The organism is Streptococcus sp. GMD1S (assembly GCF_000296875.1).
Lineage (GTDB): Bacteria > Bacillota > Bacilli > Lactobacillales > Streptococcaceae > Streptococcus.
On the sequence record NZ_AJQY01000001.1, the window covers coordinates 1 to 26,179 of the forward strand.

The 26,179-nt window shown below is 42.3% G+C and carries 11 protein-coding genes and 1 pseudogene; 11 read left to right on the top strand and 1 reads right to left on the bottom strand.

The features are described 5' to 3' along the window. The 8 genes and pseudogenes from GMD1S_RS12215 to rfbB all read left to right on the top strand — a co-directional run. Positions 1-510, top strand: a pseudogene (locus GMD1S_RS12215) (glycosyltransferase family 2 protein); the annotation flags it as partial. 38 nt (positions 511-548) lie between these two features. After that, the gene (locus tag GMD1S_RS00010; protein ID WP_000915514.1) at positions 549-1,709 is read left to right on the top strand and encodes a hypothetical protein; all 1,161 of its coding nucleotides are present in this window, start codon (positions 549-551) and stop codon (positions 1,707-1,709) included. Next, positions 1,706-3,118: a flippase gene (locus GMD1S_RS00015; RefSeq protein WP_000866221.1), complete on the top strand. Its 1,413-nt coding sequence runs from the start codon at positions 1,706-1,708 to the stop codon at positions 3,116-3,118. The genes GMD1S_RS00010 and GMD1S_RS00015 overlap by 4 nt, the downstream gene beginning before the upstream one ends. 9 nt (positions 3,119-3,127) lie before the next feature. Next, entirely contained in the window at positions 3,128-4,231 is a 1,104-nt protein-coding gene (gene glf, locus GMD1S_RS00020; RefSeq protein ID WP_000272505.1) for a UDP-galactopyranose mutase, read from the top strand. Between the two features lie 27 nt (positions 4,232-4,258). Next, entirely contained in the window at positions 4,259-5,311 is a 1,053-nt protein-coding gene (locus tag GMD1S_RS00025) for a hypothetical protein (protein WP_000878651.1), read from the top strand. A gap of 71 nt (positions 5,312-5,382) precedes the next feature. Next, entirely contained in the window at positions 5,383-6,252 is an 870-nt protein-coding gene (gene rfbA, locus GMD1S_RS00030) for a glucose-1-phosphate thymidylyltransferase RfbA (protein WP_000676122.1), read from the top strand. Continuing rightward, positions 6,253-6,846, top strand: a complete 594-nt coding sequence (locus GMD1S_RS00035) for a dTDP-4-dehydrorhamnose 3,5-epimerase family protein (RefSeq protein WP_000131467.1) — start codon at positions 6,253-6,255, stop codon at positions 6,844-6,846. 18 nt (positions 6,847-6,864) lie between these two features. Then, complete coding sequence (rfbB, locus tag GMD1S_RS00040; protein WP_000141509.1) at positions 6,865-7,911, top strand: dTDP-glucose 4,6-dehydratase; 1,047 nt, start codon at positions 6,865-6,867, stop codon at positions 7,909-7,911. Positions 7,912-7,971: 60 nt separating this feature from the next. Here the strand turns inward: rfbB and rfbD are convergent, their stop codons facing one another. Next, a complete protein-coding gene (rfbD, locus tag GMD1S_RS00045; protein WP_000600928.1) occupies positions 7,972-8,826 on the bottom strand; it encodes a dTDP-4-dehydrorhamnose reductase in 855 nt (284 codons plus the stop codon). Positions 8,827-9,063: 237 nt separating this feature from the next. Here rfbD and GMD1S_RS00050 point away from each other — a divergent pair, with 237 nt between their 5' ends. The 3 genes from GMD1S_RS00050 (at position 9,064) to GMD1S_RS00060 (ending at position 26,124) form a co-directional block, all read left to right on the top strand. Continuing rightward, complete coding sequence (locus tag GMD1S_RS00050) at positions 9,064-11,046, top strand: peptide ABC transporter substrate-binding protein (RefSeq protein ID WP_000842592.1); 1,983 nt, start codon at positions 9,064-9,066, stop codon at positions 11,044-11,046. Between the two features lie 323 nt (positions 11,047-11,369). Next, complete coding sequence (locus GMD1S_RS00055; protein WP_000361152.1) at positions 11,370-17,735, top strand: SpGH101 family endo-alpha-N-acetylgalactosaminidase; 6,366 nt, start codon at positions 11,370-11,372, stop codon at positions 17,733-17,735. Positions 17,736-17,874: 139 nt separating this feature from the next. Beyond that, positions 17,875-26,124, top strand: a complete 8,250-nt coding sequence (locus tag GMD1S_RS00060) for an SIALI-17 repeat-containing surface protein (RefSeq protein WP_000373809.1) — start codon at positions 17,875-17,877, stop codon at positions 26,122-26,124. Positions 26,125-26,179: the final 55 nt, after the last annotated feature.

The window sequence follows — 26,179 nt, forward strand, 5'->3', positions numbered from 1 at the left end:
GGAGACCTTGTAACGGTCTCTGCTTGTGGGAAACTCTATCGGAAAGAACTTCTTGAGAAAGCTCCCTTCCCCAAGGGGCGCATCTACGAAGACCTCTATGTTATCAGTGAGCATCTCAACCAAGTCCAATCCGTGGCCTTGTACCATCTTCCGATTTACCATTATTACCATAGACCTGGTAGCATTACTGCCTCGGCTTTCACGCCAAAACAATACGAGTTTTACGAAGCAATCGATCATTTAAAAGAGGTTGTGAATGCAACCTATCCTGAGAGTTCAGAACTCCAAGAAGCCATCATTTCACGCTTCTTTACAGGAAGTCTTCTGATTTTTACGATGATTAAGGATGGGGATTCGGTAGAATTCAAGAGACTTCAGGAGAAAACCAGGCCTTATTTGCCACTTGTCTTGAAGAATGCTAGAGTTAGCAAGAAACGTAGGATCCTCTATGTTTTAATTACTAAGTATCCGCGGCTCTATTATCAATTTAAAAAGTTAAAAAAATCCTAAGTAAGAGTTAGGGATGAAAGAAGAAAAGGAAAAAGAAAATGTTAAAGTTAGAACGTGATAAATTGCTAATTGCAGCAGTTTTAATAGTGGTTGTCTCCATAGATATGATCAATACGTCTATGTTAGCTCCTGTTTTACCTAATATTCCTAATGTAGTTCCTTTTTTTGCGGTCCTGTTACTTGCTATGCGATTTGCTTATATTCATCACTACTCTATAAGCTATCTCATCTTTGCACCAATTCTTCTTTTTGCTGGGGGCATGGTTTACTATAAGACTGGGAACCTTAATGCATTGATGTATATGTTTCTGCTTGTCTTTCTTTACAAGGCTGAGATGGAAAGTGTACTTAAAATATACTCTGTTGTAGCCTTGTTTTTTATTGTATTGATAGTGCTCTTGGCCGTGATTGGTGCTATTCCAAACTTGCAATTTGTCCAATCACGATCTGCGGGAGTCGTTGTTCGAAATTCATTTGGCTTTATTTATCCAACTGATTTTGCTTCTCACTGTTTTTATCTATATACAGCTATATCGTATATCTTTAGAAAGAAATTCATTATTTTACGGACTGCCTTAGGATTTGGTCTGGCTTATTTCATTATTCGATATTGCGATGCGAGGCTTAATGCCGCTTCTATTACTGTAATGGCGCTCATTTTTCTGTACTTTTATTTCCGAAATGATAAACAGCGACGGCTTTTTGCTTTACTTCCTTTATCGGCTGGTATAGCGTCTTCAGTAATGATTTATCTCTCTTCTAAATTTACCTGGTCTCATCCAATGTATGTGGCTCTAAACAATTTTTTTAGTATGAGATTACACCTAGGACATGAGGCACTAAAAAAATATGCAGTGCAGTGGTTTGGGATTCGGGGCATATCATTTATCGGTTATGGGGGGCGTACAGAATCCGTTTTGAGCTACGACTATGTAGACTCTTCCTACGTTCAGATGCTCTTTACCTATGGGATGATTCCAGTTCTCTTATTGGTCGTGTTATACATAGTTAGGTCTTGGTCATTTTATCGCAAAAAGAATTATTTGCTATTGACGGCCTTATCCTTAATAGCAGTCAACTGTATGTTTGAGGCCTTCTGGGTTCGCCCGTCTTATAATATTTTTATGTTTACTCTATTTGCAACCTTGCCAGTTATTGAATTTGAATCGAAGAAATCTACAACGAGGAACTCCTTGTGAAAGTATTAAAAAATTATTTATATAATCTTTCTTATCAGCTGTTAGTAATCGTTTTACCAGTCATTACTACACCCTATATTACTCGGGTTTTCTCATCCAATGACTTAGGTTCCTATGGGTACTACAACTCAATAGTAACTTACTTTATACTCTTAGCGACACTTGGGGTGGCCAATTATGGGACCAAGGAGATTTCAGGACATCGAAACAATGTTCAGAAAACCTTCTGGGGCATTTACAGTTTACAAGTCCTTTCAACCTGTTTAGCGGTTACGCTTTATATAGTTATCTGCTTGCTTGTGCCGTCGATGAACAATCCAATTGCCTATATACTTGGCTTTAGTTTGCTGTCTCGTGGTTTTGATATTTCTTGGCTTTTTCAAGGGTTAGAAGATTTCAAAAAAATCACAGCTCGTAACACAATGGTCAAACTTCTAGGTGTTGTTTCGATATTCCTATTTGTTAAGAAACCATCCGACTTGTACTTGTATATCATCCTCTTGGTTGCCTATGATCTACTAGGTCAGTTGAGTATGTGGCTTCCTGCTCGGGAGCACATTCGCAAGCCGCATCTGGATATAGCCTATGCCAAAGAGCATATCAAACCAGTCATTCTCTTGTTTCTGCCACAGATTGCCATTTCACTCTACATCACGCTAGATCGCACCATGTTGGGTGCCTTGTCTTCGACCAAGGATGTCGGGATCTATGATCAAGCCTTGAAATTATTGAATATTTTGTTGACCTTGGTAACGTCGCTTGGTAGTGTTATGTTGCCTCGGGTCTCCAATCTCCTCTCATCAGGTAACCAAAAGGCGGTTAACAAGTTACATGAAATGTCTTTCTTAGTGTATAACTTGGTTATCTTCCCGATGATTGCGGGGATTTTGATTGTTAACAAAGATTTTGTTAATTTTTTCCTGGGGCAAGACTTCCAAGATGCTCGCTATGCGATTGCCATCATGGCCTTTAGAATGTTCTTTATTGGCTGGACCAATATCATGGGAATTCAAATCTTGATTCCTCACAATAAGAATCGTGAATTTATGCTGTCAACAACTATTCCAGCTATTTTCAGTGTAGGCTTGAATCTCCTTTTAATCCCGCCTCTGGGCTATATTGGGGCGTCGATCGTATCTGTTGCGACAGAAGGTTTAGTTTGGCTGATCCAACTCTATTTTACACGTTCGTACCTAAAAGAGGTCAAGATCCTTCCATCTATGCTAAAAATATTTTTAGCTGCTCTCTTGATGTACGGCGCTTTGTATTCTGTACAAGCTTTCATGCACTTCTCGTCTGTTGTGAATGTCTTGATCTATTCTCTGCTTGGCTTCCTAGTCTACGGTGGCTTGGTTTTGGTCTTACGTGTCTTGGATTTTCAAGAACTAAAAAGTGTCTTAAAGAAATAAGGAGATTTTATGTACGATTATTTGATTGTCGGTGCTGGCTTGTCAGGTGCAATCTTTGCCCACGAAGCTAACAAACGTGGCAAGAAAGTGAAGGTGATTGATAAACGAGAACACATTGGTGGGAATATCTATTGCCAATCTGTTGAAGGAATCAATGTCCACAAGTATGGGGCTCATATCTTCCATACATCCAATAAAAAGGTCTGGGATTATGTCAATCAGTTTGCGGAGTTTAACAATTACATCAATTCTCCTATTGCCAACTATCAAGGACATCTTTACAATCTGCCTTTTAACATGAACACTTTCTATGCTTTGTGGGGGACAAAGACACCCCAAGAAGTCAAGGACAAGATTACTGAGCAGACGACACACATGCAAGATGTTGAGCCTAAAAACTTAGAGGAACAAGCCATTAAGTTGATTGGTACGGATGTTTATGAAAAGCTAATCAAGGGCTACACCGAAAAGCAATGGGGACGTTCTGCTACTGAACTACCACCCTTTATCATCAAGCGTTTACCAGTTCGATTGACTTATGACAATAATTATTTCAACGACCGTTACCAAGGGATTCCAATTGGTGGTTACAATGTCATCATCGAAAAGTTGTTGGAAGGAATCGAAGTAGAGCTTAATACAGATTTCTTTGCTGATCGGGAGAACTTGGAGGCTTCAGCAACTAAGATTGTCTTCACAGGGATGATTGATCAGTTCTTTGACTATAAATTTGGTGAACTTGAGTATCGCAGTCTCCGTTTTGAGCATGAGATTTTGGACCAAGAAAATCATCAAGGAAATGCCGTAGTCAACTATACTGAACGTGATATTCCCTATACGCGAATCATCGAACACAAACATTTTGAGTTTGGGACTCAAGCCAAGACCGTTATTACTCGTGAATATCCAGCAGATTGGAAAAGAGGAGATGAACCTTACTATCCAATCAATGATGCCAAAAACAATGCAATTTATGAGCAGTATCTAGCGGAAGCTGAGAAAAATGGGCGCGTTATCTTCTGTGGTCGCTTGGCAGATTATAAATACTATGATATGCATGTGACTGTTGAACGTGCATTGGATGTGGTAGAAGAAGAACTAGGGAGCATCTAAGAATATCACAGATAAAGGGGAGAAAAGGTGAAATATTATCTGAAAGATTCATTTCTGCATAATGCACACGAAAAGAATGCAGGGAGTAAGGCGCGAAATGATGTAGAATCTATTCTAATCTCAGAGGGTTATGAGGGGTTGGAGCTCAAGGTTGAGAATTGGTATAAGATGAATTTCTTTAAAGCTCAACAACACAAATATCGTGCGACCAAGTCTGTGTTTGATCAGTTGGGAGCCGGAGATGAATTGGTGATTCAGTTCCCTATTATCCACCATACATTTTTCATCTCACAACTCATTAAGCAGGCGCAAAAGAGAGGAGCAAAATTCTATCTTTTGATCCATGATATTGAAACCTTGCGTCATGCAGCAGGTTCGGAAGTGAAATTCCGTCATAAAGTGCGCAATTACTTCCAAGAAAAGAAAGCTTTGATGTCAGTGGATGGCATTATCGTTCATAACGATATCATGAAGAAAGTTCTGGTAGGTCAAGGAGTGCCAGCAGATAAAATGGTTAGCTTGGAAATTTTTGACTATCTGATTCCAAACTTTGCTGAAAAACCAAATCTCCAAAAAGACCAGCCTATTATCGTAGCTGGAAATTTGAACCCTGCAAAGTCAGGTTATCTTTATAACTTGCCAGACCAGCCCGCCTATAACTTGTATGGGGTGGGCTACGATGAAAGTCGTGCATTGAAAAACACTAGCTACTTTGGTTCCTTTATGCCAGATGACCTCCCAGCTGCTCTTGAAGGTAGTTTTGGTTTGGTCTGGGACGGAGACAGCTCAGAAACCTGCCAAGGTTCTTACGGGAACTACCTACGTTTTAACAACTCGCACAAGGCCTCTCTCTACTTAGCTTCAGGTTTTCCCCTAATAGTCTGGAAAGAGTCGGCTCTCGCACATTTTGTTCTGGATAAACAGTGTGGTCTAGCAGTTGATTCTCTACACGACCTCCAAAAAGTACTAGATGATTTGACACTTCAAGACTACAAGGAACTTTCAGAACAAGCTAGGAAAGTTGGAGCCGCTCTTCGAGATGGAGCCTATTTAAAAGCTGCCTTATCCAAATTGAAGTAAATTCCTTAGGGAATTTGGGATAAAATGAAATATAATATAGGATAGGTAATTAGCCAGAAAGGAAGCCTATTATGAAAGGTATTATTCTTGCGGGTGGTTCAGGTACCCGACTGTACCCACTTACTCGGGCCGCGTCAAAACAGCTGATGCCAGTTTATGATAAACCCATGATTTATTATCCTTTGTCAACCTTGATGTTGGCTGGGATTAAGGACATTTTGATCATCTCAACACCACAGGATTTGCCCCGTTTTAAGGATCTGCTCTTGGATGGTTCCGAATTTGGAATCAAGCTTTCCTATGCGGAACAGCCTAGTCCCGACGGACTTGCTCAGGCTTTTCTTATCGGTGAAGAATTTATCGGCGACGATAGTGTTGCCTTGATTTTAGGCGATAATATCTATCATGGGCCTGGTTTGAGCAAAATGCTTCAAAAGGCAGCCAAGAAAGAGAAGGGGGCGACTGTTTTTGGCTACCAAGTGAAGGATCCAGAGCGTTTTGGTGTGGTCGAGTTTGATACAGACATGAATGCTATTTCCATAGAAGAAAAACCGGAGAATCCTCGCTCTAACTATGCAGTGACTGGTCTTTATTTCTATGACAATGATGTTGTGGAGATTGCCAAACAGATAAAACCGAGTGCTCGTGGAGAGTTGGAAATCACAGATGTTAACAATGCTTATTTGAAGCGTGGGGATTTGTCAGTTGAAGTTATGGGGCGTGGTTTTGCCTGGTTGGATACAGGGACGCATGAGAGCTTGTTAGAGGCTTCCCAATATATCGAAACGGTTCAACGAATGCAAAATGTTCAGGTTGCCAATCTGGAAGAAATTGCCTACCGAATGGGTTATATCAGCCGCGAAGATGTGCTGAAGTTGGCGCAACCTCTCAAGAAGAATGAATACGGGCAATACTTGCTTCGTTTGATTGGAGAAATCTAGATGACAGATAATTTTTTCGGCAAAACACTTGCAGTGCACAAGATTGATGCCATTCCAGGTTTGTTAGAGTTCGACATTCCAGTTCATGGTGACAATCGTGGCTGGTTTAAGGAAAATTTCCAGAAAGAAAAGATGCTACCGCTTGGTTTTCCTGAAAGCTTCTTTGCTGAAGGAAAACTGCAAAATAACGTCAGCTTTTCTCGCAAAAATGTTCTTCGAGGACTCCATGCTGAACCTTGGGATAAGTACATCTCAGTAGCAGATGGTGGCAAGGTTCTGGGTTCTTGGGTTGACCTACGTGAAGGTGAGACTTTTGGAAATGTTTATCAGACCGAGATTGATGCAAGTAAGGGAATCTTTGTCCCTCGCGGCGTAGCCAATGGTTTCCAAGTCCTCTCGGATACAGTTTCTTATAGCTATCTGGTCAATGACTATTGGGCACTTGAACTCAAGCCTAAATATGCTTTTGTCAACTATGCAGACCCAGCTTTGGGCATTGAGTGGGAAAACCTAGAAGCAGCAGAAGTCTCAGAAGCTGATAAACATCATCCACTGCTTAAGGATGTAAAACCTCTGAGAAAAGAAGATTTGTAAAAAAATTAGGGAATAAAAATGACTGAATACAAAAATATCATCGTGACAGGTGGAGCTGGTTTTATCGGTTCTAACTTTGTTCATTATGTTTACAAAAACTTTCCAGATGTTCATGTGACAGTGCTGGACAAGCTGACTTATGCGGGTAATCGTGCCAATATTGAAGAAATTATAGGTGATCGTGTTGAGTTGGTTGTTGGAGATATTGCTGATGCAGTCTTGGTAGACAAGCTGGCAGCTGAAGCGGATGCTATCGTTCATTATGCGGCAGAAAGTCACAATGACAACTCGCTCAATGATCCGAGTCCCTTTATCCATACCAACTTCATCGGGACCTACACTCTTTTGGAAGCAGCACGTAAATACGACCTTCGTTTCCACCATGTGTCAACTGACGAAGTCTATGGGGATCTGCCTCTGCGTGAAGATTTGCCAGGTCATGGAGAAGGTCCAGGTGAGAAATTTACGGCTGAAACCAAGTACAATCCCAGCTCGCCTTACTCATCAACCAAAGCAGCTTCAGACTTGATTGTCAAAGCTTGGGTTCGCTCATTTGGTGTTAAAGCGACTATTTCTAACTGTTCAAACAACTATGGTCCTTACCAACATATCGAGAAGTTCATTCCGCGCCAAATCACCAATATTTTGAGTGGAATCAAGCCAAAACTCTACGGTGAAGGTAAAAATGTCCGTGACTGGATTCACACCAATGACCATTCATCAGGTGTTTGGACAATTTTGACAAAGGGTCAAATTGGTGAAACCTACTTGATTGGTGCGGATGGTGAGAAGAACAATAAGGAAGTCCTGGAACTCATTCTCAAGGAAATGGGGCAACCAGCTGATGCTTATGACCATGTGACGGACCGAGCTGGTCACGACCTTCGTTATGCTATCGACGCTAGCAAGCTTCGTGATGAACTAGGGTGGAAACCAGAGTTTACCAACTTTGAAGCAGGTCTCAAAGAGACCATCAAGTGGTACACAGACAACCAAGACTGGTGGAAATCTGACAAAGAAGCAGTAGAAGCTAATTATGCTAAAACGCAACAAGTGATTAACTAAATGCATACTAAAAAGCAAGAGACTTTGAGTTCTCTTGCTTTTTATGTATGTCGTAATCTTTTATTCTCTTATTTCTTGTTTATAAAACTCTTTAAGGGCAGCTTGCCAGGTTGGAATGACGAAACCTGTCGCCTTCGCTTTGACTAAACTCATGGTTGAGTTGAGAGGTCGTTTAGCCTTGGCAGGAAACTTGCTGGAGTCTACTGGTACTACTTCGACATCACTGTCTTTAAGAATCTCGACAGCGAAGTCATACCAAGTGGTGTCTTCCGCTGCGTCATTTGATAAGTGGTAGTAGCCAAACTCTTTTTGATTATCAGTCAAATAGGTCATGAATTCGGCCAAGGTTCGTGTCCAGGTTGGGCGGCCGTGTTGGTCGTTGACTACTGTGAGTGTTTTATGGGATTTGGCTAGATTTTGCATGGTAAAGACAAAGTTTTTACCATAATTTCCAAAGACCCAAGCAGTCCGGATAATGTAATGCTGTGACGTAAGATTTTCAACAAGTTCCTCCCCCATTCGCTTGGTACGCCCGTACTCTGTTTGCGGATCAGGTAGGTCATCGACTTCCCACTCTTGTCCGACGGGTTTCTTTCCATCAAAGACATAGTCTGTCGAGATATAGACCAGAGTAGATCCGTATTTCTCAGAGGCCTTGGCTACATTTTCAGTTCCAGTTACGTTGATGGCAAAATCCAGTTCTTTCCCCTCGTCTTCTGCTGCATCAACAGCAGTATAAGCTGCACAATGATAGACTAAAGTTGGCTTAATCTCAGCAAAGACTTTCTCAACCATTTTAGCATTAGTGATATCCATTTCGGCCACATCCACTGCAACATAGTCCACATTTCGTTCATCTAGTAAATAACGTAGTTCGGTACCGAGTTGACCATTTGAACCTGTAATTAATATCATTGTCTTCTCCTTAACTTTTCTTCTATCTAATCATAGCAAAAAAATGATAAAAAATCTGATTTTCGGTCCTTGTTTTGCTGGTTTAAGATATAAAAATATAGTATTAGAGAATCATAATTTTATAATAGAAAACTTATTTTTCAGAATTTACCAAATTAATTCAAAAATTCTGAAAATTTTATTGACATGTTTCTGAAAAGGGACTATAATGGGGTGAAAGTTTTAAAGGAGAAAACAATGAAAAGTTCAAAACTACTTGCCCTTGCGGGTGTGACGTTATTGGCAGCTGCGACTCTTGCAGCCTGCTCTGGATCAAGTTCAAATGCTAAAGGTGAGAAAACATTCTCATACATTTACGAAACGGATCCTGATAACCTAAACTATTTGACAACTGGTAAGGCAGCTACAGCAAATATTACTAGTAACGTTATCGATGGCTTGCTTGAAAATGACCGCTATGGTAACTTTGTACCGTCTATGGCTGAGGATTGGTCTGTATCTAAGGATGGATTGACTTATACGTATACACTCCGAAAGGATGCAAAATGGTATACATCTGAAGGTGAGGAGTATGCAGAAGTTAAAGCTCAAGACTTTGTAACTGGTCTTAAGTATGCTGCTGATAAGAAATCAGATGGTCTTTACCTGGTTCAGGAATCTATCAAGGGATTGGATGCTTACGTCAAAGGAGAAATTACAGATTTTTCTCAAGTAGGAATCAAAGCTCTTGATGATTATACCGTTCAATACACATTGAACAAGCCAGAAAGTTTCTGGAATTCTAAGACAACAATGGGTGTTCTGGCTCCTGTTAATGAAGAATTTTTGAACTCTAAAGGGGATGACTTTGCTAAAGGTACGGACCCAAGCAGCATTCTCTATAATGGACCATTCTTACTCAAATCAATCGTAGCCAAATCATCAGTCGAGTTCGAAAAGAATCCAAACTATTGGGACAAAGACAATGTCCATCTTGATAAAGTAAAATTATCCTTCTGGGATGGTCAAGATACTAATAAGCCAACTGAAGCTTTCAAAGACGGTAGCTTTACAATGGCTCGCCTCTTCCCAACAAGTGCTAGTTACTCAGAGACTGAAAAAACATTCAAAGACAATATCGTTTATACCCAACAAGATTCTACTACTTATTTAGTAGGCACAAATATCGATCGCCAGTCTTATAAGTACACTTCTAAGACAACAGATGAGGAAAAAGTATCAACCAAGAAGGCACTTTTGAATAAGGACTTCCGTCAAGCTATTGCATTTGGTTTTGACAGAACAGCCTACGCTTCTCAAGTAAATGGTGCAAGCGGGGCTACTAAACTGCTTCGTAACTTATTTGTTCCTCCTACATTTGTACAGGCAGATGGGAAAAACTTTGGGGAATTAGTTAAGGAAAAATTGGTGACCTATGGAGATGAGTGGAGCAACGTAAACTTGGATGATGCCCAAGATGGACTCTACAATCCTGACAAAGCCAAAGCAGAGTTCGCTAAAGCTAAGGCGGCCCTTCAAGCGGAAGGTGTGAAATTCCCAATCCACTTGGATATGCCTGTAGATCAAACAAATACAACAAAAGTTCAACGTGTTCAATCTTTTAAACAGTCAGTTGAAGAAAATCTAGGATCAGATAATGTGGTTATCGATATCCAACAGCTCCAAAAAGACGATGTTCAAAACATTACCTACTTCGCTGAGACTGCGGCTGGAGAAGACTGGGATATCTCAGATAACGTGGGTTGGTCTCCAGACTATATCGATCCATCTACTTATCTTGATATTATCAAGCCTTCTGTAGGAGAAAATACGAAAACATATCTAGGATTTGATTCTGGGACAAACAACGCTGCCGCTAAGCAAGTTGGTTTAGAAGATTACGAAAAAATGGTTGTGGAAGCTGGTGAAGAAACCACTGATGTTTCAAAACGTTATGAGAAATATGCTGCTGCCCAAGCTTGGTTGACAGACAGTGCCTTGCTCATTCCAACAACTTCTCAAACTGGTCGTCCAATGTTGTCTAAGATGGTACCATTTACACTTCCATTTGCATACTCTGGTAACAAGGGTATGAGTGAAGCCCTTTTGTACAAATATCTAGAAGTACAAGATAAGGCAGTGACAACAGAAGAATACCAAAAAGCTCAAGAAAAATGGTTGAAAGAAAAAGAAGAGTCAAATAAAAAGGCCCAAGAAGATCTCGCAAACCATGTGAAATAACTTTAAAAAAGTGAAGGATTTAGCCATCGACATGATGGTTAAGTCCTTTTTTATCTTGGTATAAGTCCCTGAATGATTAGAGATAGGATTTTTTTATAGCTGTAAAGCGATTCTTAAAATTCTGAGCGTTAGAACTGTTCAGAAAAGAGAAAATTTTAGTGAATTTTACCTATTTCCTATTGCTTTCTGCCTTTTTATTTGTTATATTAAAAGTACAATTAATTTTTATTTATAACAGTTAAGCAGAGCACTTTCAGAGAAAGGAGTATTTTTTAAAAAAGAAATGTAAACGCTTACTGGAAAATGAAAGGATTTAGGAGTTCATGGATAAACGATTTTTTGAAAAACGCTGTAAGTTCAGTATTCGTAAGTTTACGCTTGGAGTAGCTTCGGTGATGATTGGAACGACTTTCTTCGCAGCTAGCCCAGTATTAGCTGATCAAGCAAGAGTTGGTTCAACAGATAATTTGCCGAGTGAACTAGCTGATTTGGATAAGAAGGCTAGTGATGAGGGGCACGATTTTGACAAGGAAGTTGCCGCTCAGAATCCTGGTTCAGCTGAAACTGCTGAAGGCCCTCAAACAGAAGAAGAGTTGTTGACTCAAGAAAAAGAAAAGTCTGAAAAGCCAAGCAATCTGCCAAAAGAATTAGAAGATAAGTTGGAGAAAGCTGAAGACAATGGGCGCGAAGTTGACAAGGATCAGTTGGCCCAAGATACTGGCAAGCTCGTCCCAGAAGATGTGGCTAAGACTACCAATGGGGAATTAAACTACGGCGCGACTGTTAAGATTAAGACGCCATCAGGAGAAGGTAGCGGTATTGTCATTGCTAAAGACCTTGTCTTGACGGTTTCTCACAACTTTATCAAGGATAGCCAAGACGGCAATATCCGTAAGGTTGTGGATAATGACCAAGGGGATGGAGATATCTATAGCATCTCATATCCAGGATTGCCAGATGTCAAGTTTAGCAAGAAAGATATTATTCATTGGGATCGTGAAGGCTACCTGAAAGGCTTCAAAAATGATTTGGCTCTTGTGAGATTGCGTACAGTTCTAGAAAATACGCCTGTTGAAGTAACTAAAAAGCCAGTTGTTAAGAAAATCGGAGATAAACTCCATGTCTTTGGTTATCCAGAAGGAAAATTGAATCCGATTGTCAATACTACAGTTGATTTTGCGGAACCATACGGAGAAGGTGTCCAAGGGATTGGTTACCAAGGAGGAAAACCGGGCGCTAGTGGTGGTGGTATCTTTGATACAGAAGGCAAACTAGTCGGTGTTCACCAAAATGGTGTAGTTGGAAAACGGAGCGGAGGCATTCTCTTCTCACCAGCTCAACTAAAATGGATCCAAGACCACATACAGGGAATTTCAAGTGTGAAACCAGCCGACTTGGAAGAGAAAGAGAAACCGGCTGAAGAAAAACCAAAAGAGGATAAACCTGCAGCTGCTAAACCTGAAACACCTAAGACAGTGACTCCTGAATGGCAAACGGTAGCGAATAAAGAGCAACAAGGAACAGTCACTATTCGTGAAGAAAAGGGTGTTCGCTACAATCAATTGTCTTCAACGGCCCAAAATGACAATGATGGCAAACCAGCCTTGTTTGAAAAACAAGGATTGACAGTTGACGCTAATGGAAATGCGACGGTTGATTTAACCTTCAAAGATGATTCTGAAAAGGGCAAATCACGCTTTGGTGTCTTCTTGAAATTTAAAGATACCAAGAACAATGTTTTTGTTGGATATGACCAAGGTGGCTGGTTCTGGGAATACAAAACTCCAGGTAATAGCACATGGTATAAAGGCAACCGTGTGGCAGCACCAGAACCAGGTTCTGTAAATCGTCTTTCTATTACTCTCAAGTCAGATGGACAACTCAATGCCAGCAACAATGATGTCAATCTCTTTGACACAGTGACCCTACCTGGGGCGGTCAATGAGAATCTTAAAAATGAGAAGAAAATCCTTCTCAAGGCAGGAACTTATAGCAATGACCGAACGGTTGTCAGCGTTAAAACAGACAATCAAGAAGGTGTAAAAGCGGATGATACTCCTGCCCAGAAAGAAACAGGTCCTGCCGTTGACGATAGCAAGGTGACTTATGATACGATCCAGTCTAAGGTTCTCAAGGCAGTGATTGACCAAGCCTTTCCTCGTGTCAAAGAATACACTTTGAATGGCCATACTTTACCAGGACAGGTGCAACAGTTCAACCAAGTCTTTATCAATAACCATCGAATCACCCCTGAAGTCACTTATAAGAAAATCAATGAAACAACAGCAGAGTACGTGATGAAGCTTCGTGATGATGCTCACTTAATCAATGCGGAAATGACAGTACGCTTGCAAGTTGTGGATAATCAATTGCACTTTGATGTGACCAAGATTGTCAACCACAATCAAGTCACTCCAGGTCAAAAGATTGATGACGAAAGAAAATTGCTTTCAACTATTAGTTTCCTTGGTAATGCTTTGGTCTCTGTTTCGAGTGATCAAGCTGGTGCTAAGTTTGATGGGGCAACCATGTCAAACAATACCCATGTCAGCGGGGATGATCATATCGATGTAACCAATCCAATGAAAGATTTGGCTAAGGGTTACATGTATGGATTTGTTTCTACAGATAAGCTTGCTGCAGGTGTTTGGAGTAACTCTCAAAACAGCTACGGTGGTGGTTCGAATGACTGGACTCGTTTGACAGCCTATAAAGAAACAGTTGGAAATGCCAACTATGTCGGAATTCATAGCTCTGAATGGCAATGGGAAAAAGCTTATAAGGGCATTGTCTTCCCAGAATACACCAAGGAACTTCCAAGTGCCAAGGTTGTTATCACCGAAGATGCCAATGCTGACAACAAAGTCGACTGGCAAGATGGTGCCATTGCTTATCGTAGCATCATGAACAACCCTCAAGGTTGGGAAAAAGTTAAGGATATCACAGCTTATCGTATCGCGATGAACTTTGGTTCACAAGCACAAAACCCATTCCTTATGACCTTGGATGGTATCAAGAAAATCAATCTCCATACAGATGGTCTTGGGCAAGGTGTTCTCCTTAAAGGATATGGTAGTGAAGGTCACGACTCTGGTCACTTGAACTATGCTGATATTGGTAAACGTATTGGTGGTGTCGAAGACTTCAAGACCTTGATCGAAAAAGCGAAGAAATATGGAGCTCATCTTGGTATCCACGTTAACGCTTCTGAGACTTATCCTGAGTCTAAATACTTTAATGAAAATATTCTTCGTAAGAATCCAGATGGAAGCTACAGCTACGGATGGAACTGGCTAGACCAAGGTATCAACATTGATGCTGCTTATGACTTGGCGCATGGACGTTTGGCTCGCTGGGAAGACTTGAAGAAAAAACTTGGTGAAGGTCTCGACTTTATCTATGTGGACGTATGGGGCAATGGTCAATCAGGTGATAACGGTGCCTGGGCTACCCACGTTCTTGCTAAAGAAATCAACAAACAAGGCTGGCGTTTTGCGATTGAGTGGGGCCATGGTGGTGAATACGACTCTACCTTCCAACACTGGGCAGCTGACTTGACCTATGGTGGCTACACTAATAAAGGTATCAACAGTGCTATCACCCGCTTTATCCGCAACCACCAAAAAGATTCTTGGGTTGGGGACTACAGAAGTTACGGTGGTGCAGCCAACTACCCACTTCTAGGTGGCTACAGCATGAAAGACTTTGAAGGCTGGCAAGGAAGAAGCGACTACAATGGCTATGTAACCAACTTGTTTGCCCATGATGTCATGACCAAGTACTTCCAACACTTCACTGTAAGTAAATGGGAAAATGGTACACCAGTTACCATGACTGATAACGGTAGTACCTATAAATGGACTCCAGAAATGAAGGTTGAGCTAGTCGATGCAGCAGGTAACAAGGTTGTTGTGACTCGTAAGTCAAACGATGTCAATAGCCCGCAATACCGCGAACGTACAGTAACGCTCAACGGACGTGTCATCCAAGATGGCTCAGCTTACTTGACTCCTTGGAACTGGGATGCAAATGGTAAGAAACTTCCTACTGATAAGGAAAAAATGTACTACTTCAATACGCAGGCCGGTGCAACAACTTGGACCCTTCCAAGCGATTGGGCAAATAGCAAGGTTTACCTTTACAAGCTAACTGACCAAGGTAAGACAGAAGAGCAAGAACTAACCGTAAAAGATGGCAAGATTACCCTAGACCTTCTAGCAAATCAACCATACGTTCTCTACCGTTCAAAACAAACCAATCCTGAAATGTCATGGAGCGAAGGCATGCACATCTACGACCAAGGATTTAACAGTGGAACCTTGAAACACTGGACCATTTCTGGTGATGCTTCTAAGGCAAAAATTGTCAAATCACAAGGCGCAAATGAAATGCTTCGTATCCAAGGTAATAAGAGCAAGGTCAGTCTTACTCAGAAACTGACTGGCTTGAAACCAAATACCAAGTATGCGGTTTATGTTGGTGTCGATAACCGTAGTAATGCTAAGGCAAGTATCACAGTGAATACTGGCGAGAAAGAAGTGACTACTTATACCAATAAGTCACTCGCTCTCAACTATATCAAAGCTTATGCTCATAACAATCGTCGTGAAAATGCTACAGTTGACGATACAAGTTACTTCCAAAATATGTACGCCTTCTTTACAACTGGATCTGATGTATCAAATGTCACTCTGACATTGAGTCGTGAAGCTGGTGATGAAGCAACTTACTTTGATGAAATTCGTACCTTTGAAAACAATTCAAGCATGTACGGAGACAAGCATGATACAGGTAAAGGAACATTTAAACAAGACTTTGAAAATGTAGCTCAAGGTATCTTCCCATTTGTAGTAGGTGGTGTCGAAGGTGTCGAAGACAACCGCACTCACTTGTCTGAAAAACACGATCCATATACACAGCGTGGTTGGAACGGTAAGAAAGTTGATGATGTTATCGAAGGAAATTGGTCATTGAAGACCAATGGACTAGTGAGCCGTCGTAACTTGGTTTACCAAACAATCCCACAAAACTTCCGCTTTGAGGCAGGTAAGACTTACCGTGTAACCTTTGAATACGAAGCAGGCTCTGACAATACCTATGCCTTTGTAGTCGGTAAGGGAGAATTCCAGTCAGGTCGTCGTGGTAGTCAAGCAAGCAACTTGGAAATGCATGAATTGCCAAATACTTGGACAGATTCTAAGAAAGCCAAGAAAGTAACCTTCCTCGTGACTGGTGCAGAAACAGGCGATACTTGGGTAGGTATCTACTCAACTGGAAACGCAAGCAATACTCGTGGAGATGCTGGCGGAAATGCCAACTTCCGTGGTTATAACGACTTCATGATGGATAATCTTCAAATCGAGGAAATTACCCTAACTGGTAAGATGCTGACAGAAAATGCACTGAAGAACTACTTGCCAACTGTAGCCATGACCAACTACACCAAAGAGTCTATGGATGCTTTGAAGGAGGCGGTCTTTAACCTCAGTCAGGCAGATGATGATATTAGCGTGGAAGAGGCGCGTGCAGAGATTGCCAAGATTGAAGCTTTGAAGAATGCTTTGGTTCAGAAGAAGACAGCCTTGGTAGCAGAAGACTTTGAAAGTTTGGATGCGCCAGCTCAACCAGGTGAAGGTCTAGAGAATGCCTTTGATGGAAATGTGTCTAGTCTATGGCATACATCTTGGAATGGTGGAGATGTAGGCAAGCCTGCAACCATGGTCTTGAAAGAACCAACTGAAATCACAGGACTTCGTTATGTTCCACGTGCCTCTGATTCAAATGGAAACTTGCGAGATGTGAAACTGGTTGTCACAGATGAGTCTGGTAAAGAACATACCTTCACAGTGACAGATTGGCCAAATAATAACAAACCAAAAGACATTGACTTTGGCAAGACAATCAAGGCTAAGAAAATTGTCCTTACAGGTACCAAGACTTACGGAGATGGTGGCGATAAATACCAATCTGCAGCGGAACTCATCTTTACCCGTCCACAAGTAGCAGAAACACCGCTTGACATGTCTGAATATGAAGCAGCTTTGGCTAAGGCGCAGAAATTAACAGACAAAGACAATCAAGAGGAAGTAGCTAGCGTTAAGGCAAGCATGAAATATGCGACGGATAACCATCTCTTGACGGAAAGAATGGTGGCCTACTTCGCAGACTATCTCAATCAATTAAAAGATTCTGCTACGAAACCAGATGCTCCAACAAGTAGCAAGGGAGAAGAACAACCACCAGTTCTTGATGTACCTGAGTTCAAAGGCGGCGTCAATGCAACAGAAGCAGCTGTACATGAAGTCCCTGAGTTCAAGGGCGGCGTTAATGCGGTTGAAGCCTTGGTTCACGAATTACCAGAATACAAAGGTGGAGCCAATGCGGTCCTAGCGGCTGCAAATGAAGTCCCTGAGTTCAAAGGTGGCGTCAATGCGGTTCAAGCCTTGGTAAACGAGAAACCAGCCTACACAGGTGTATTGGCTACTGCTGGAGATCAAGCAGCTCCAACAGTTGAAAAACCTGAGTACCCGCTCACTCTAAGCCCAGTAGCTGATGCCAAAACTCTGGAAGATAAAGAAGAGAAACTTCCTGCTACAGGAGAACATGGTTCAGAAGCAGCCCTCTTCTTGGCAAGTGTGAGCATCGCTTTATCTGCTGCAGTCCTTGCGACAAAACGTAAAGAAGAGTAATGAGATTTGATTTTAGCAGTTCAAAGCAACTCGAATCAAAAAGAACAAACAGCCGGAGAGGACCTCTTGGTTCTCTCCTTTTTCAAAGGAGAAATGATACCGCTTACTCATGTATGCGGATGAAAGGAATAGGAGAAAGATGGATAGACATTTTTTTGAGAAACGCTGTCACTATAGTATAAGAAAATTTGCAATCGGTGCAGCCTCCGTTATGATTGGTGCTAGTATCTTTGGCGCCAATATGGTTCAGGCGGCAGAAACAGCAACACCTTCAGAGACAGAGGGAAGTATCACTCATGTTCAAGCCTTGGATAAGTTACCAGATGATTTAGCCGCTGCGCTTGAAAAAGCAGATGCAGAAGCTGCAACAGAAGCAAGTCATGAAGAAACTCCAGCGACTGATGAGGGAACCAATCCTGCAGCAAGTGAAGAGGCAAAACCAGAGGCAAGCCCTGCAAGTCCCAAGCCAGCAGAAACGCCGAAACCGGTTGAAACACCAAAGGCAGACAAACAACCTGCGGAAACCACTACACCAGCAGTAAAACCAGCTGAAAAGACAATCGAAGATAGAGAAGATGTCAACCATCTCGAAGGTGCTACTGCTCAGGCAAGCAACCATGAGACTGGGACCAACTTTACTGCAGATAAGGCTATCGATGGAGATGACAATACCCGTTGGGCTACAGATAGAGATGCAGTAAAACCAACTTTTGAATTAACTCTTCCAAAAACTACCCTCATCAAGCATGTAGAAATAGACTGGGATCGTCGTCTTCGTAATGGGCAAAATGACCCCAATATCAAATCTTGGAGTCTCTACTACGCAGGTCAAGAAGACGTGGGCGCTAATGGAGAAAAACAATGGAAACTCGCTCATACCAAAACTGAAGATCCTGTTTTAGATGAGAAAGTAGATCTAGCTGAAAGTATCAAAGCTAAATATCTTAAGTTAAAAATTAACGACTATCAAGCGGGCACAATGGGCTGGAGAAACGTTGGAATCCAAGAAATTCGAGCTTATTCAAACGTTCCGGACCATAGTAGGGTAACGGATATCCGCCAAGTAACCGAACTAACAGTAGCAGAAGATGGACGGTCTCTTGTCTTACCAACTCTACCAGGAAAAGTCAGTCTCATTGGAAGCAATAAACAAGGTGTAATTGACCTTCAAAATCACATCTATAAGCCTTTGACAGACCAACGTGTCAAGGTCATGGTCCAACAAATCAGAGACAGTCATACCTTTACCAAAGAGTTTGAAGTAGTCATCAAGGGCTTACATCAGGACGAAGGTGTGGGTGTTAAACCAAAAGTAGCACCAGCTGTTCAACAATGGTATGGGAAAGAAGGTCAATCTTCTATCACTTCAGATACAGTTCTTGCGACGGGTGATTCTGGCTTTGATCAGGCTGCAACCTTCTATCAGTCAGACCTTGCTAGCCGTGGATTGGAACTAGCAACAGGTGACAAGCAGGCTCAAAAACGAATCGAATTTAAAAAAGTTGAAAACAAGGGTTATGGTAAAGAAGGGTATGGCATCACTATCCAAAATGATGTGATTACCATCGAAGCTGCCACAAACACAGGAGCCTTCTACGCCACTCGTACCCTTCTTCAAATGGGAGAAAGTAACCTCCAAAATGGCGAAATTCGTGATTTCCCAAGTTTCAGCCACCGTGGCTTTATGCTGGATACAGGTCGTAAATTTATCCCTTATGACACTCTTGTAGACATCATGCTCAACATGGCTTACTACAAGATGAACGACTTGCAGTTGCACCTCAACGATAACTATATCTTCCTTAAGGAACACTTGGCAGGTAAGAGCTTAACACCAGAAGAACAACTCAAGTATGTTCTTGAACATGCCAAGACTGGTTTCCGTGTGGAGACAGACATTGTCGGTAAGAATGGACAAAAACTAACATCAGACGAGCATTATACCAAGGAAGAAATGCAAAATCTGATTAAACTTGCCAAGGCCTTGCATATCAACCTAGTGCCAGAAATTGATACACCAGGTCATGCACTATCATTTGTCAAAGTTCGTCCAGATCTCATGTATCAAGGTAGTTTGAGCGATTATGCAGGCAAGCACAATGTTGAGCGCGTAGCCATGCTAGACTTGGATAACAAGTACGAAGAAACTCTTAAATTTGTCAAATCAGTTTATGACAAACTCCTCGATGGTCCAGATGCACCGCTTCATGGCGTGTCCACTGTTCATATCGGAACGGATGAATACTATGGCAGCAGAGAAAGCTATCGTCGCTATGTCAATGACCTTATCAAATACATTAAAGGAAAGGGATATACCCCTCGTATCTGGGGCTCGCTCAGTGCGAAACGTGGAAACACTCCTGTTGACTGGAACGGAGTAGAGGTTGATATCTGGAGTATCGGATGGCAACGACCAAATGAAGCCATTGCTCAGGGAGCTAAGATTATCAATATCACGGATGTACCGACCTATAGTGTGCCAAGTGGAAGCAATAGTCAAGCAGCCTACGGGGACTATGCTAACTACGAACGTCAGTACAATAGCTGGACACCGAATGATTTTAGAACAGGTGGAGGTCCACTTCTACCAGCTTCTCATCCAAGTATCCTTGGTGGTGGTCACGCAGTTTGGAATGATAATATCGACCTTCATGAGACTGGTTTGACCTCTTATGACATCTTCAAACGCTTCTTCAAGAGCATGCAAACCACTGCAGAACGCACCTGGGGATCCGATCGTGCAGCTGCAACCTTTGCAGAACGCACCCTACCAACGAGCCCTTATGCGCCACAGTCAAATCCTGCTAAAGAGATTGATCAAAGCGACTTGTTTACCATCAATTCTGAAACAGTCAAGAACTATGCAAGTAAGAAAGTGAAGGCAAGCGAACAGGGATTGGCTTTTGAGAAAGACAGCAGTATCGAAGGCTTGGCTGGTGATGTTGGTCCAAGTCACGTCTTGAAGTTTGATGTAACTGTCACTGGAGACGGAGAACAAACCTTCTCAGCAAGTGGGGATAACCGTATCTATCTAGCTGATAAAGACGGCTATCTTGCTTACCAGTTTGAACAGTTCCATATCCAATTCAATAAAAAACTTGAAAAGAACAAACGTTATCAAATCTCCATCGTAACCAAACCACAATCTACAGAAGTCTATGTGGATGGTGAAAAGATTGAGCGTATTGCAAATCCAGCCCACCCTCGCTTTGCCCACAATAGCTTGGTACTACCGCTTGAAAGCATCGGTGGATTCAAAGGAATCTTGCATAGTGCAGAGTTGTCAGACAAACCATTTGTAAATCCTCGTTTGATTTCAAATGATAAAATTACTGCAACCGCAAGCAGTCAGCAACTTCCAGGAAACGAGACTGAAGGCGCTGTTGAAAAGGCCTTTGACAATGATCCAAATACCTTCTGGCATACTAAATGGACTGGTGACACTGGGCCATACACCCTTACTATGACCTTGAAAGAAGCAGAAAAAGTCAATGGCTTGACGTATCTCCCACGTCCAGGTGGTGGAAATGGTGTCGTGACACGCTACGAAGTCTACGCACAAAAAGATGGCCAAATGATCAAGGTTTCAGAAGGAAGCTGGGACAACAACGCCCAAGAAAAAACAGTCAACTTTGCGGCGGTACATACCAACAAGATTGAGTTGAAAGTATTGGAAGGCGTTGGTGGTTTTGCAAGTGCGGCTGAAGTTCATCTATTGAAACCTGTCAAAGAAGAGCAAGAAACGCCTGCACCAAGTCAACCAGAAAAACCAACTACACCTGAAAAACCAAAAGTAGAGCAAACAGGTGATGGAACAGTTGAATTGGCAGATCAATTCACTGCAAGTAAACCAGCTAGCGAAGACAGCATTGCAGCTGCCAGCAAGAGCGCAGACTATCTCAAGAAAGAGTACAAGGTCTTCCCAACTCCACAAAAAGTGACTTATGGAGAAGGTGTCACAGCTCTTCGCAAGCAAGTCAATCTGGTCATGGGCGATCAACTCGATATCTATACTCGCAATCGCTTGAAGAGTGTTTTGCAGGACAATCAAGTATCTTATACAACTGGTAAGGCGGCAATCGCTGGCGCAACCAATATCTATCTTGGAGTGCATGGACAAGGTTCACAAGCAGAGCAAAACTTGTCCAATGTTTCAGCAGGTCTCTTTGACAAGATTGACGCCTATGTCTTGAGCATCAAGGATAACTCGATTTCCATCGTCGGAAAAGACACAGATGCAGTCTTCTATGGTTTGACAACCTTGAAACACATGCTCAAGGAAAGCCAAGTGCCAGTCCTTCGCAATGTGACAGTAGAAGATTACGCAGAGCTCAAGAACCGTGGTTTCATCGAAGGTTACTATGGAAATCCATGGTCTAATGCCGATCGTGCAGAGCTCATGCGTTATGGTGGCGATTTGAAATTGAACCAATACTTCTTTGCACCAAAAGATGATCCATACCACAACAAGAAATGGCGTGAACTCTATCCAGAAGAAAAATTAGCTGAAATCCGTGAACTTGCTCGTGTCGGAAATCAAAGTAAAACCCGCTATGTCTGGACTATCCATCCATTCATGAACAACCGCATCCGCTTTGGCAATGAAGCGCATTACCAAGAAGATTTGGCAACCATCAAGGCCAAATTTACCCAGTTGATGAAAGTGGGTGTCCGCGAATTTGGTATCCTTGCAGATGATGCACCAAGCCCAGTCGGAGGCTACAATAGCTACAACCGCTTGATGCAAGATATGACCAAGTGGTTGACTGAAATGCAGGGAACCTACAGCGGTCTTCGCAAAGAAATGATCTTTGTTCCTGGCCAGTATTGGGGTAATGGACGTGAGGATGAGTTGAAATCCCTCAATGAAAATCTCCCAAGTTCAACATCCATGACCTTGACGGGTGGTAAGATTTGGGGTGAAGTCTCTGAAAGCTTCCTTTCAACTCTCAAGAACAATCTATCCGCAGGTGGCAAAACCTATCGCCCCGTTTCACTTTGGATTAACTGGCCTGTAACAGATAACTCTAAACAACACTTGATTCTAGGTGGTGGTGAGAAATTCCTTCATCCAAATGTGGATCCTAGCTTGCTGTCTGGTATCATGTTGAACCCAATGCAACAGTCTGAACCATCTAAGATTGCCCTCTTTTCAGGAGCTCAATACTCATGGAAACAGTGGAAATCAGAAGAAGAAGCTAAGAAAATCAATGATATTGCCTTCAACTTTGTAGAAAATGGTCATTTTGAAGATAGCAAGGTATCGGCAGCCTTCCGTGAACTTGGTAAGCACATGATCAACCAAAACATGGATAATCGTGTCGTCAAACTAGAAGAATCGGTAGACTTAGCTCCAAAATTAACAGACTTCATGACCAAGCTCAAAGCAGGTCAGGATGTGACTGCCGAACGTGCAGCCTTGCGTGCAGAATTTGCCAAGATTAAAGAAGCAGCCGAACTCTATAAAGCATCAGGCGATAAAAAAATGGTTGCCCAAATCCACTATTGGTTGGATAATGCAATCGATCAAATGAATGCTCTCGATGCCTTCCTTACAGGAACTGAAGCCATGGCTACAAACGATGCAGCCAAACTTTGGGATAGCTACTATAAAGGTTTGAAATTGTACGAACAGTCTCAAACTCACACCTTCCATTATGTAGACCATATGGAAAGAGCTGAATTGGGTGTTCAACATATTCGTCCATTTATCCTATCCCTGAAAGAAGTTCTGGCATCTGAAGTTCAAAAAGTCTTGCATCCAGATCAAATCATCAGTACCTTTATCACCAATCGAACAGGTGTAGAAGGTGGTTTAGCAGAAGTAACGGATGGCGATTTGGCAACTCATGCGATTATTAAATCACCAAATAGCATCAAGACAGGTGATTATATCGGTATGAAATTCAACAAGCCAGTAGCGATTCAAACCTTGACCTTTGCTATGGGAACGCAGGCAAATCCACGTGATACCTTTAGTAAGGCAGAAGTGCAGTATCTAGATGAAAATGACAACTGGGTAACCTTGAAAGAGCCAAGCTATGTCGGAAATGAATCCCTGCTTAAGTTTGAGAATCTCAACATCAAGGCCAAAGCAGTTCGCATGATTGCGACAGCAGACCGCGAGAACACTTGGTTTGCAGTTCAGGAAATTGCAGTCAACCGTCCAGTTGAAAAAGCTCGTAGCCAACAAGCAACGACAGTTAGTCTAAGCTCAAACTTAGTTTACAAACTAAATACCTCAGCCCGTCAAATCACTGATGGCAAGGACAATACAGAAGCCATGATGGCAAATGCTGACGGTAGCAATACGACACCAGTAGATGCTTGGGCACAACTTGACCTCGGTGAAGTCAAGTCAGTCACTAAAGTACGACTTCGCCAAGGAACGGGTGATAAGCTTGCCACAGGTGTGCTTGAGTATTCTACAGACGGTACTACTTGGCAGGAACTCGATCGCTTGTCAGGTGAGCAAACCAAGGAAGTGACTAGAGCGATCAATGCTCGTTACATCCGAGTCCGCAATACCAAGGCACTCGACCTCTGGTGGCGTATCCAGGACTTCTCTGTTGAGACACGCTCTGGAAACAGCGAGTTAACAGACACCAACGTTGACGCCTTGAAGGAAACACCAGTAGTGGATAGCTTGGGCAGTTACGAGCTTCAAATTCCAGCTGGAACCAAACTCCCTGCTCATAGCTATCTAGGTATGAAGCTTGACCGTATCCATCAAATCAAGAGCATCCAGCTCCAAGGTCAGGCTAACCCTGCTCTTACTCTAGAGTACTCTGCAAATGCGCAAGAATGGACGCCGGCTAGCCAGTTGACTGACAGATCTGTAGTGAGCCACTTGGTACGTTATGTTCGTTTGGTCAATAAAACAGATCAGGAACAAGCTGTGACAGCCACTTCTCTCCTTGTGACAACCAAAGAAGTACAACCAACCAAACTAGAATCTACAACAATGGGTATTCATCCAACATACGGAAGCAATGATGTTCGTAAGCTGAACAACCTAGATCAACTATTTGACGGTGTTTACAACAACTTCGTTGAGTTTTCAGACTATGCCCGTAAAGATGGCCACGTAACCTTGAAACTTGGTAGCGAACGCACTATCAAGAAGATCAGAGCCTACATCCAAGACGGAACTCAAAACTACCTTCGTGATGGTAAGATTCAAGTCAGCCAAGACGGTAAAACTTGGACTGATGTCGTGACAGTAGGAGATGGTGTGGCCAATAGCACACACGATGATTCATTGACAGATGGTTGGACACATGATTCTAAGATGCCAGGAAATCGCTATATCGAGGGTAAATTGGCGACACCAGTCAAAGCTAACTATCTCCGTGTCCTCTATACAGCAGACTATGATGCCCGTTTTGTAGGCTTTACAGAATTGGTCATCAACGATGGTGAATTTGTCAAACCAATCAATGATCCAACAGTAGAAGGAAGTAGTGGAGAAAGCCAAGGCAACCTTTATAATAATCTTGTAGACGGCAAAGTCTTGACCAGCTACAAGTCTGAAAAAGACAAGGGCGAATTGGTGTATCACTTGTCTGAACCAACCAATGCCAACCACCTTCGTCTCGTTTCCAGTCTTCCTGAAGGAGCTAAGGCACGTGTTCTTGCTAGAACACTCAAGGATGGTCAAGACAGTTGGCTAGACCTCGGTGCCATTACATCTAGTCTCCAAACCTTCGCTATCCGAAATGGTGGCTCTCTTCTAGACGTCAAATTAGTCTGGGAAGGTGGCAAGGCTGAGTTTTATGAATTGGCGAGCTTCTATCAAGAATTAACAGAAGAACCTGTTCAATCAAGCAAGGGTGAAGAACCAGCACCCGTTCTTGAGGTTCCTGAATTCACAGGTGGTGTCAATGCAGTTGAAGCCCTAGTACATGAACTTCCAGAGTACACAGGCGCATTAGCAACAGTAGGAGACCAAACTGCTCCAACAGTAGAGAAACCTGAGTTCAAGGGTGGTGTCAATGCAGTTGAAGCCCTAGTACATGAACTTCCAGAGTACACAGGCCCCGTAGCGACAGTAGGTGACCAAGCTGCTCCAACAGTAGAGAAACCTGAGTTCAAGGGTGGTGTCAATGCAGTGATGGCTCTAGTGCATGAATTGCCAGAATACACAGGCCCGCTAGCAACAGTAGGAGGCCAAGCAGCTCCAACAGTAGAAAAACCTGAGTTTAAACTTAGCACTCTAGTTTCTGATCAAGGTAAGACTCCAGATCATAAACAAGAAATTGCTAGACAAGAAACAGCAAAACAGAGCTTGCCAGCAACAGGTGAGAGTCAATCTGACACAGCCCTCTTCCTAGCAGGTGTTAGCCTAGCCCTATCTGCTCTCTTTGTAGCAAAAACAAAGAAAGACTAGTATTTAGTAAAACCTCTTAACAAGATTACGAAATCCGTTTCCTATCTTTCCCAAT

What these genes read in the sequence shown, in the direction of transcription:
- glf (WP_000272505.1), top strand. Translation starts at nt 3,128, where the DNA reads ATGTACGATTATTTGATTGTCGGTGCTGGCTTGTCAGGTGCAATCTTT.
- rfbA (WP_000676122.1), top strand. Translation starts at nt 5,383, where the DNA reads ATGAAAGGTATTATTCTTGCGGGTGGTTCAGGTACCCGACTGTACCCA.
- GMD1S_RS00050 (WP_000842592.1), top strand. Translation starts at nt 9,064, where the DNA reads ATGAAAAGTTCAAAACTACTTGCCCTTGCGGGTGTGACGTTATTGGCA.
- GMD1S_RS00035 (WP_000131467.1), top strand. Translation starts at nt 6,253, where the DNA reads ATGACAGATAATTTTTTCGGCAAAACACTTGCAGTGCACAAGATTGAT.
- GMD1S_RS00060 (WP_000373809.1), top strand. Translation starts at nt 17,875, where the DNA reads ATGGATAGACATTTTTTTGAGAAACGCTGTCACTATAGTATAAGAAAA.
- rfbD (WP_000600928.1), bottom strand. Translation starts at nt 8,826, where the DNA reads ATGATATTAATTACAGGTTCAAATGGTCAACTCGGTACCGAACTACGT.
- GMD1S_RS00010 (WP_000915514.1), top strand. Translation starts at nt 549, where the DNA reads ATGTTAAAGTTAGAACGTGATAAATTGCTAATTGCAGCAGTTTTAATA.
- GMD1S_RS00055 (WP_000361152.1), top strand. Translation starts at nt 11,370, where the DNA reads ATGGATAAACGATTTTTTGAAAAACGCTGTAAGTTCAGTATTCGTAAG.
- rfbB (WP_000141509.1), top strand. Translation starts at nt 6,865, where the DNA reads ATGACTGAATACAAAAATATCATCGTGACAGGTGGAGCTGGTTTTATC.